Consider the following 6711-nt stretch of genomic DNA (forward strand, 5'->3'; position numbering starts at 1 on the left):
TACAAGACGGAGAAAAGACGTGTCCTTACCACAGCCAGTCCGCGGCACCCATGACCTGTTGCCCGAGGATTTTGCGCGCCATGCCCATGTGCAGGCGACTGCGCGGGAAATGGCGGCACGCTTTGGCTATGCGGAAATGGCAACGCCGATTTTCGAGTTTACAGAGGTTTTTGCGCGCACAATGGGCGAAAGTTCCGATGTGGTGTCGAAGGAAATGTATTCCTTTGAAAGCCGGAGCGGGGAAAGCATGACGCTGCGGCCTGAATATACCGCCGGGATATGCCGCGCTTTTATCAGCAACGGGCTGCAGCAGAATGTGCCGTTCAAGGTATTCGCGGCGGGTCCGATGTTCCGCTATGAACGCCCGCAGAAAGGCCGACAACGGCAGTTTCACCAGATCGATGTGGAATGTATCGGTGCGGCAGAGGCCAAGGCGGACATAGAGGTGATTGCCATTGGGGCGTCAATACTTGGTGCGCTCGGTGTGATGCAGGATTGCTCTCTTGAGATTAATACCCTCGGAGATCAGGAAAGCCGACAGGCTTATCGCACGGCGCTCGTCGAGTATTTCAGCGCTCATAAATCGAGCCTCTCCAAGGACAGCCTGGAACGGCTGGAGCGCAATCCGCTTCGCATTCTTGATAGTAAGGACAAGGACGATCGGGTTCTCGTCGAAAAGGCGCCCCTGTTCAATGACTATCTCAACAGTTATTCGAGTGACTTCTTTGCCGAGGTGCTGGAAGGGTTATCGCTACTCGGGATTGACTATTCGCTCAATCGACGACTGGTGCGCGGGCTGGATTATTATACCCATACCGCCTTTGAATTCGTGACCACGGCGCTGGGTGCGCAAGGGGCGGTGATCGCCGGTGGACGCTATGACGGACTGATCGAAACATTGGGCGGCAAACCAACCCCGGGGATCGGATGGGCCGGCGGCATTGAGCGTCTTGCCATGCTGATCGGAGATGTACCTGCATCGATACGCCCTATCGCTATCATTCCGGTCGGTGACGCGGCGGAATCCGTTGCCGCAAAGCTAGCCCATCGACTACGGCAAGACGGGCATAGCATTGAAATGGCCTTCAAGGGCAATGTCGGCAAGCGCATGAAACGGGCAAACAAATTAAATGCTCGTGCGGCCGTTCTTATCGGTGAAGATGAGCTTGCCCGAAACGTCTGCACCCTTCGTGATCTAGATCAGGGCGAGCAGAGCGAAGTCGCTTTGTCGGATATTTCCGCAGCGCTTGGCGCGCTCAGTTAAGGTCAGAATATGCTTCCCGAAGATAAGCTCAAAATGATTCAGGCCCGCTCCGAGGAGCTGGAGGCCGCTATGTCCGGCGAAATGGGCGAGGTGGCGCCGGATGATTTTGTGCGGATGAGCCGGGAATATTCAGAGATAAAACCGCTGGTCGAGGCGATCCAGAACTATCAATCCACCCGTAGCGAACTCGGCGATCTTGAAGAAATGCTCGAAAGTGATGACACGGACGCGGAAATGAAGGAGATGGCGGAGCTGGAGATTGAGGAGCTTAAAACACGAATTCCCGACCTTGAGCATTCCATCAAGCTGCAACTACTCCCAAAAGATGACGCGGACGAGAAAAACGCCATTCTGGAAATTCGCGCTGGCACAGGCGGGGAGGAGGCGGCGCTTTTCGCGGGCGATCTTTACCGGATGTATCAGCGCTATGCCGAAGGTCAGGGCTGGAAATGTGAAACCATGTCATTTTCAGAATCCGATCTTGGCGGGGTTAAGGAAGTGGTCGTCAAGGTGACAGGGCGGAATGTCTTCGCCAATCTCAAATTTGAATCCGGCGTGCATCGGGTGCAGCGCGTGCCCGAGACGGAAACCGGTGGGCGGATCCATACATCCGCCGCGACGGTGGCGGTTCTGCCTGAGGCAGAAGAGGTCGACGTGCAAATTGCCGATAGCGATATCCGGGTTGATATTTTCCGCGCGTCCGGTCCGGGTGGCCAGTCCGTTAATACGACAGACTCAGCGGTGCGTATTACCCATATTCCAACAGGCATCGTCGTGCAGCAGCAGGACGAGAAGTCTCAGCACAAGAACAAGGCAAAGGCGATGAGTGTACTGCGGTCGCGCATTTATGAGGCGCAGCGGGCAGCACTGGCAGCAGAGAGATCTGCGGATAGAAAAGGGCAAGTCGGTTCGGGCGACCGATCAGAGCGCATCCGAACCTATAATTTCCCGCAAGGACGCGTGACGGATCACCGAATTAACCTCACCCTCTATAAGCTTGATAAGGTGCTGACGGGCGAAGCTCTTGGTGAAGTGATCGAGGCACTGATCTCGGAGGATCAGGCGGCGCTGCTCGCTGAAATCGAGGGTGGCGATTAACCCGATGGCGGCGTCCCTTCGATCATTGGTGCATGAGGCCAGTGGCATATTGCGGCAGGCTGATGTAAGCGATGTGAAGCGGGATGCCTCCCTCCTCTTGGCGTATGTCCTAAATGAGGATGTAGGATATCTTTACCGGGAGCCGGATCGCCGACTGACCGAGGAGGAGACGCGGACGTTCAAGCAGCTAGTTGAGCGCCGCGCGGCGCGGGAGCCGCTTTCCCATTTGACAGGGCATCGGGAGTTCTGGAGCCTTGATTTCCTGGTAAGCGGAGATGTTCTGGACCCGAGACCCGATAGCGAAACCCTGATTGAAGCTGTGCTGTTATCGCGAAGCCAAGGATTTAAGCCGCAGCGTGTGCTGGATCTCGGGACGGGAAGCGGCTGCTTGCTGCTGACGATTTTGAGCGAGATACCATCGGCGACAGGCATTGGAGTTGATCTTAGCGACGCTGCCCTTGCCATTGCGCAGGAGAATGCGCGTCGGTTGGGCATAAAGGCCCGCGCTGAATTCCATCGCGGCAGTTGGGATATCGATCTTGGGGAAAAATTCGACCTTGTGATCAGCAATCCCCCCTATATCCTGACGGGAGCTCTGGCGGATCTTCAGCCGGAAGTGCGTGATTTTGAGCCGCATCTTGCACTGGACGGAGGAGTGGATGGCCTCGATTGTTATCGGAACATTCTTTCCAATATCCGGAATATTTTGCGCTCTGGTGGCCAATTGGTGTTCGAAGTCGGTATCGGTCAGGCCCCGGATGTGGGGAAAATGATGGAAAAGGCCGGGTTCTCATCGCCGCAATTTCATAAGGATATCGGGGCTATTGAACGATGTGTATCGGCTATTCTGCGAGATTAGAGCGCTTTTTTAAAAAAAAGGTTGGATTATTGCGTGAACAGATTGTAGGATTTCTTCAGATCATATGTGAACAACAAGACCTGATCTTAAGGTCCATGATCGCTATTTAATTCAAATTCAGGCCTGAGCTTCCGGATTAAGGACATCATGGTGGCGCGAGCGGGGTTTTGCAGGTGCCCGAATTGAATGAATTTTACACTAAAGTGAAATTTTGAACTCTAGATTGGCGGAATCATTGCAATTATGAGAGTAAGTAGTAATAGACGTCCCCGTGGCGGACGAACGAATTCTGGCGGGAATCGACCCGGAGCAGGAAACAATCGTCGGCAGAATGGCGGTAACCGTAACTATGACAGCAATGGTCCCGATGGAAAAATCCGGGGGACGGCAAATCAGGTTTACGATAAGTACACGGCCCTTGGAAGCGATGCCCAGACAGCGGGCGACCGTGTTGCCGCTGAAAGCTATTTCCAGCATGCGGAGCATTATTTTCGGATAATTGCTGCGAATACGGTTCCGCCAAAGGAAAAGCAATCTTCTGAAAGTTCCGAAAATGCGTCGGCGGCGACAGAGGGTGAGACCGCGGCGCCGCGCAAATCAAGAAACCACAGTAATGAAGAACAAGCGTCCGGGAGTAGCGGGCAAGACGAAACTCAAAGTAGTCCTGTTGTTGTCGATCTGGGCACGGCGGAACAGCCCGTCATTGAGCTTGCGAGCGAGAGTGACGCGTCCAAATCCACCGAAATTTCGGATGATGAGGGTGACGAAGCGGCAAAACCAAAACGCAAGGTGAGCCGGACGCGAACCCTTCGGCGCCGGACCTCCAGCCGGAATGTCAGTGAAGAAGACCCGGAAGAAATCAATACGACTGACTGAGTTGTATTTCGGTTTCCGGGAATAACTTGCGGAACAAAAAATAATGGGGGAGGTCTGGATCAGGCCTCCCTTTTGCGTTTCCGATGCCATATTCCGGAGCGAATGGCTTCGAATATCCGCTTGAAATCACCTTCCCGCCGCCCACATATAAACTAGTAGTGAAGCCGTTGGCGGGCTTGCAAAATGATTGCCTCTCAGGGATCATAAGAAGCTGCGCGAAGAAACAACGGTCTATGTGTCGAGGACGAGCATGGATATTGAAAAATACACAGATCGGTCGAAAGGATTTATCCAATCGGCTCAAACATTGGCGTTACGTGAAAATCACCAAAGACTAACGCCGGAACATCTTCTGAAAGTGCTTCTGGATGACAAGGAAGGGCTCGCAAGCGGACTGATCGCCAAAGCGGGCGGTGATGCGAGTGTTGCGCGTCAGGGAATTGAGGCCGTGATGGCCAAGCTCCCGCAAGTGACGGGCAGCGGTGCAGGCCAGGTAAGTCTGACGCCGGAGCTTGCACGCGTTTTTGCCTCTGCGGAAAAGCTGGCCGATAAGGCTGGAGACAGCTTTGTAACGGCGGAGCGACTTCTTCTTGCGCTCGCGCTGGAGAAGGGAACGGAATCCGCAAAAATCCTGGACAATGCGAAGATCACGGCCAATAGCCTGAACGAAGCGATTAATGATCTGCGCAAAGGCAGGACTGCCGATAGCAGCGGGGCGGAAGCGAGCTATGATGCGCTCAATAAATACGCGCGGGACCTGACCGAGGCTGCCAAAAAAGGTAAACTTGATCCGGTCATCGGGCGCGATGAAGAAATTCGCCGAACGATCCAGGTGCTCTCGCGCCGGACCAAGAACAACCCGGTCCTGATCGGGGAGCCCGGCGTTGGTAAGACGGCCATCATCGAAGGGTTGGCCCTTCGGATCGTCAATGGCGACGTGCCGGAGAGTTTGAAAGACAAGAAACTGATGAGCCTCGATTTGGGGCAGTTGATCGCTGGTGCCAAATATCGCGGTGAGTTTGAGGAACGGCTGAAAGCGGTTCTGTCCGAAATTTCCGCGACGGGCGGTGAAATCATTCTCTTTATTGACGAGTTGCACACACTTGTCGGGGCAGGGGCCGCAGAAGGGTCGATGGATGCGTCCAACCTGTTGAAGCCGGCACTGGCACGCGGTGAGCTTCACTGCGTTGGTGCAACGACCCTTGATGAGTATCGCAAATATATCGAAAAAGACGCGGCGTTGGCGCGCCGGTTCCAGTCGGTCTTCGTCTCTGAACCAACCGTTGAGGATACGATTTCCATTCTCCGGGGCCTCAAGGAGAAATACGAGGTTCACCACGGTGTGCAGATTTCCGATAGCGCTCTTGTTGCGTCGGCAACGCTGTCGAACCGATATATCACGGATCGCTTCCTTCCGGACAAAGCCATCGATCTGATGGATGAGGCGGCCAGTCGTCGGCGTATGGAAGTGGACAGCAAGCCCGAGGAAGTTGATGAACTGGACCGCAAAATTTTGCAAATGAAGATTGAGGCCTCGGCGCTTGAAAAAGAAACGGACAAGGCCTCGAAAGAGCGGCTTGAAAAACTGAAGACAGAGTTGGTCGAGCTTGAGAAGCAGTCTGCTGACCTCACGGAAAGCTGGCAGATGGAGAAAGAAAAGCTCAATCGTGCCCAGAGCGTTAAAGAGCAGCTTGACGCGGCGCGCAATGAGCTTGCGAATGTTCAGCGGCAAGGCAACCTGCAACGTGCCGGTGAACTCGCCTATGGCGCCATTCCAGAACTTGAAAAGCAGCTTGAAGAAGCCGAAGAAGCGGAAGGTTCTTCCATTGTACGCGACAGCGTCAAAGAGGAGGATATTGCCGGTGTTGTCTCCCGCTGGACCGGTATTCCGGTCGACAAGATGCTCTCCGGGGAGCGCGAAAAGCTACTGAATATGGAAACGGAGCTTCGCAAACGCGTGATCGGCCAGGAAGAGGCACTTGTCGCCGTTTCCAACGCGGTTCGGCGCTCCCGTGCGGGTCTTCAGGATCCGAACCAGCCGATTGGCTCCTTCCTGTTCCTCGGGCCGACCGGAGTGGGCAAGACGGAACTGACCAAGGCGTTGGCAGGATTTATGTTTGATGACGAACACGCCTTGCTCCGTGTGGATATGTCAGAATATATGGAGAAGCACAGTGTTGCGCGTCTCATTGGTGCGCCTCCAGGATATGTTGGCTATGATCAGGGCGGTGTGATTACGGAGGCCGTACGAAGGCGCCCGTATCAGGTCATCCTGTTTGACGAGGTTGAAAAAGCGCATCCGGATGTTTTCAACATTCTGCTACAGGTTCTTGATGATGGTCGCCTGACCGACGGTCAGGGCCGGACAGTGGATTTCAAGAATACTCTCATTATACTGACGTCCAATCTTGGCAGCGAGCATATGTCCAGTGGTGACGATGTGGATGACGAACTTGTTCGCCACAAAGTAATGGAAACCGTGAGGGCTTCCTTCCGGCCAGAGTTTCTGAACCGGCTGGATGAACAGATCATCTTCCATCGCCTGAGTCGCGAGAATATGAACGACATCGTTGATATTCAGCTTGGCCACTTACAAAACCTGCTGGCAGATCGG

5 protein-coding genes are annotated in these 6711 nt (G+C 54.3%); all 5 read left to right on the top strand.

Annotated elements, in window-relative coordinates; translation table 11 throughout:
- Nucleotides 1-19 precede the first annotated feature (19 nt).
- Nucleotides 20-1264, top strand: coding sequence for a histidine--tRNA ligase (hisS, locus tag P1U71_RS07435; RefSeq protein ID WP_301104938.1), 1245 nt, complete (start codon nucleotides 20-22; stop codon nucleotides 1262-1264).
- A 9-nt stretch (nucleotides 1265-1273) separates the two neighbouring features.
- Nucleotides 1274-2362, top strand: coding sequence for a peptide chain release factor 1 (gene prfA, locus P1U71_RS07440; RefSeq protein WP_301104939.1), 1089 nt, complete (start codon nucleotides 1274-1276; stop codon nucleotides 2360-2362).
- A gap of 4 nt (nucleotides 2363-2366) precedes the next feature.
- Entirely contained in the window at nucleotides 2367-3221 is an 855-nt protein-coding gene (prmC, locus tag P1U71_RS07445) for a peptide chain release factor N(5)-glutamine methyltransferase (RefSeq protein WP_301104940.1), read from the top strand.
- A 243-nt stretch (nucleotides 3222-3464) separates the two neighbouring features.
- A complete protein-coding gene (locus tag P1U71_RS07450; protein ID WP_301104941.1) occupies nucleotides 3465-4097 on the top strand; it encodes a DUF4167 domain-containing protein in 633 nt (210 codons plus the stop codon).
- 250 nt (nucleotides 4098-4347) lie between these two features.
- A partial coding sequence (gene clpB / locus P1U71_RS07455) for an ATP-dependent chaperone ClpB (protein ID WP_301104942.1) occupies nucleotides 4348-6711 on the top strand: 2364 nt, incomplete at its 3' end.

It is taken from the genome of Sneathiella sp. (assembly GCF_029233945.1).
Taxonomy (GTDB): domain Bacteria; phylum Pseudomonadota; class Alphaproteobacteria; order Sneathiellales; family Sneathiellaceae; genus Sneathiella.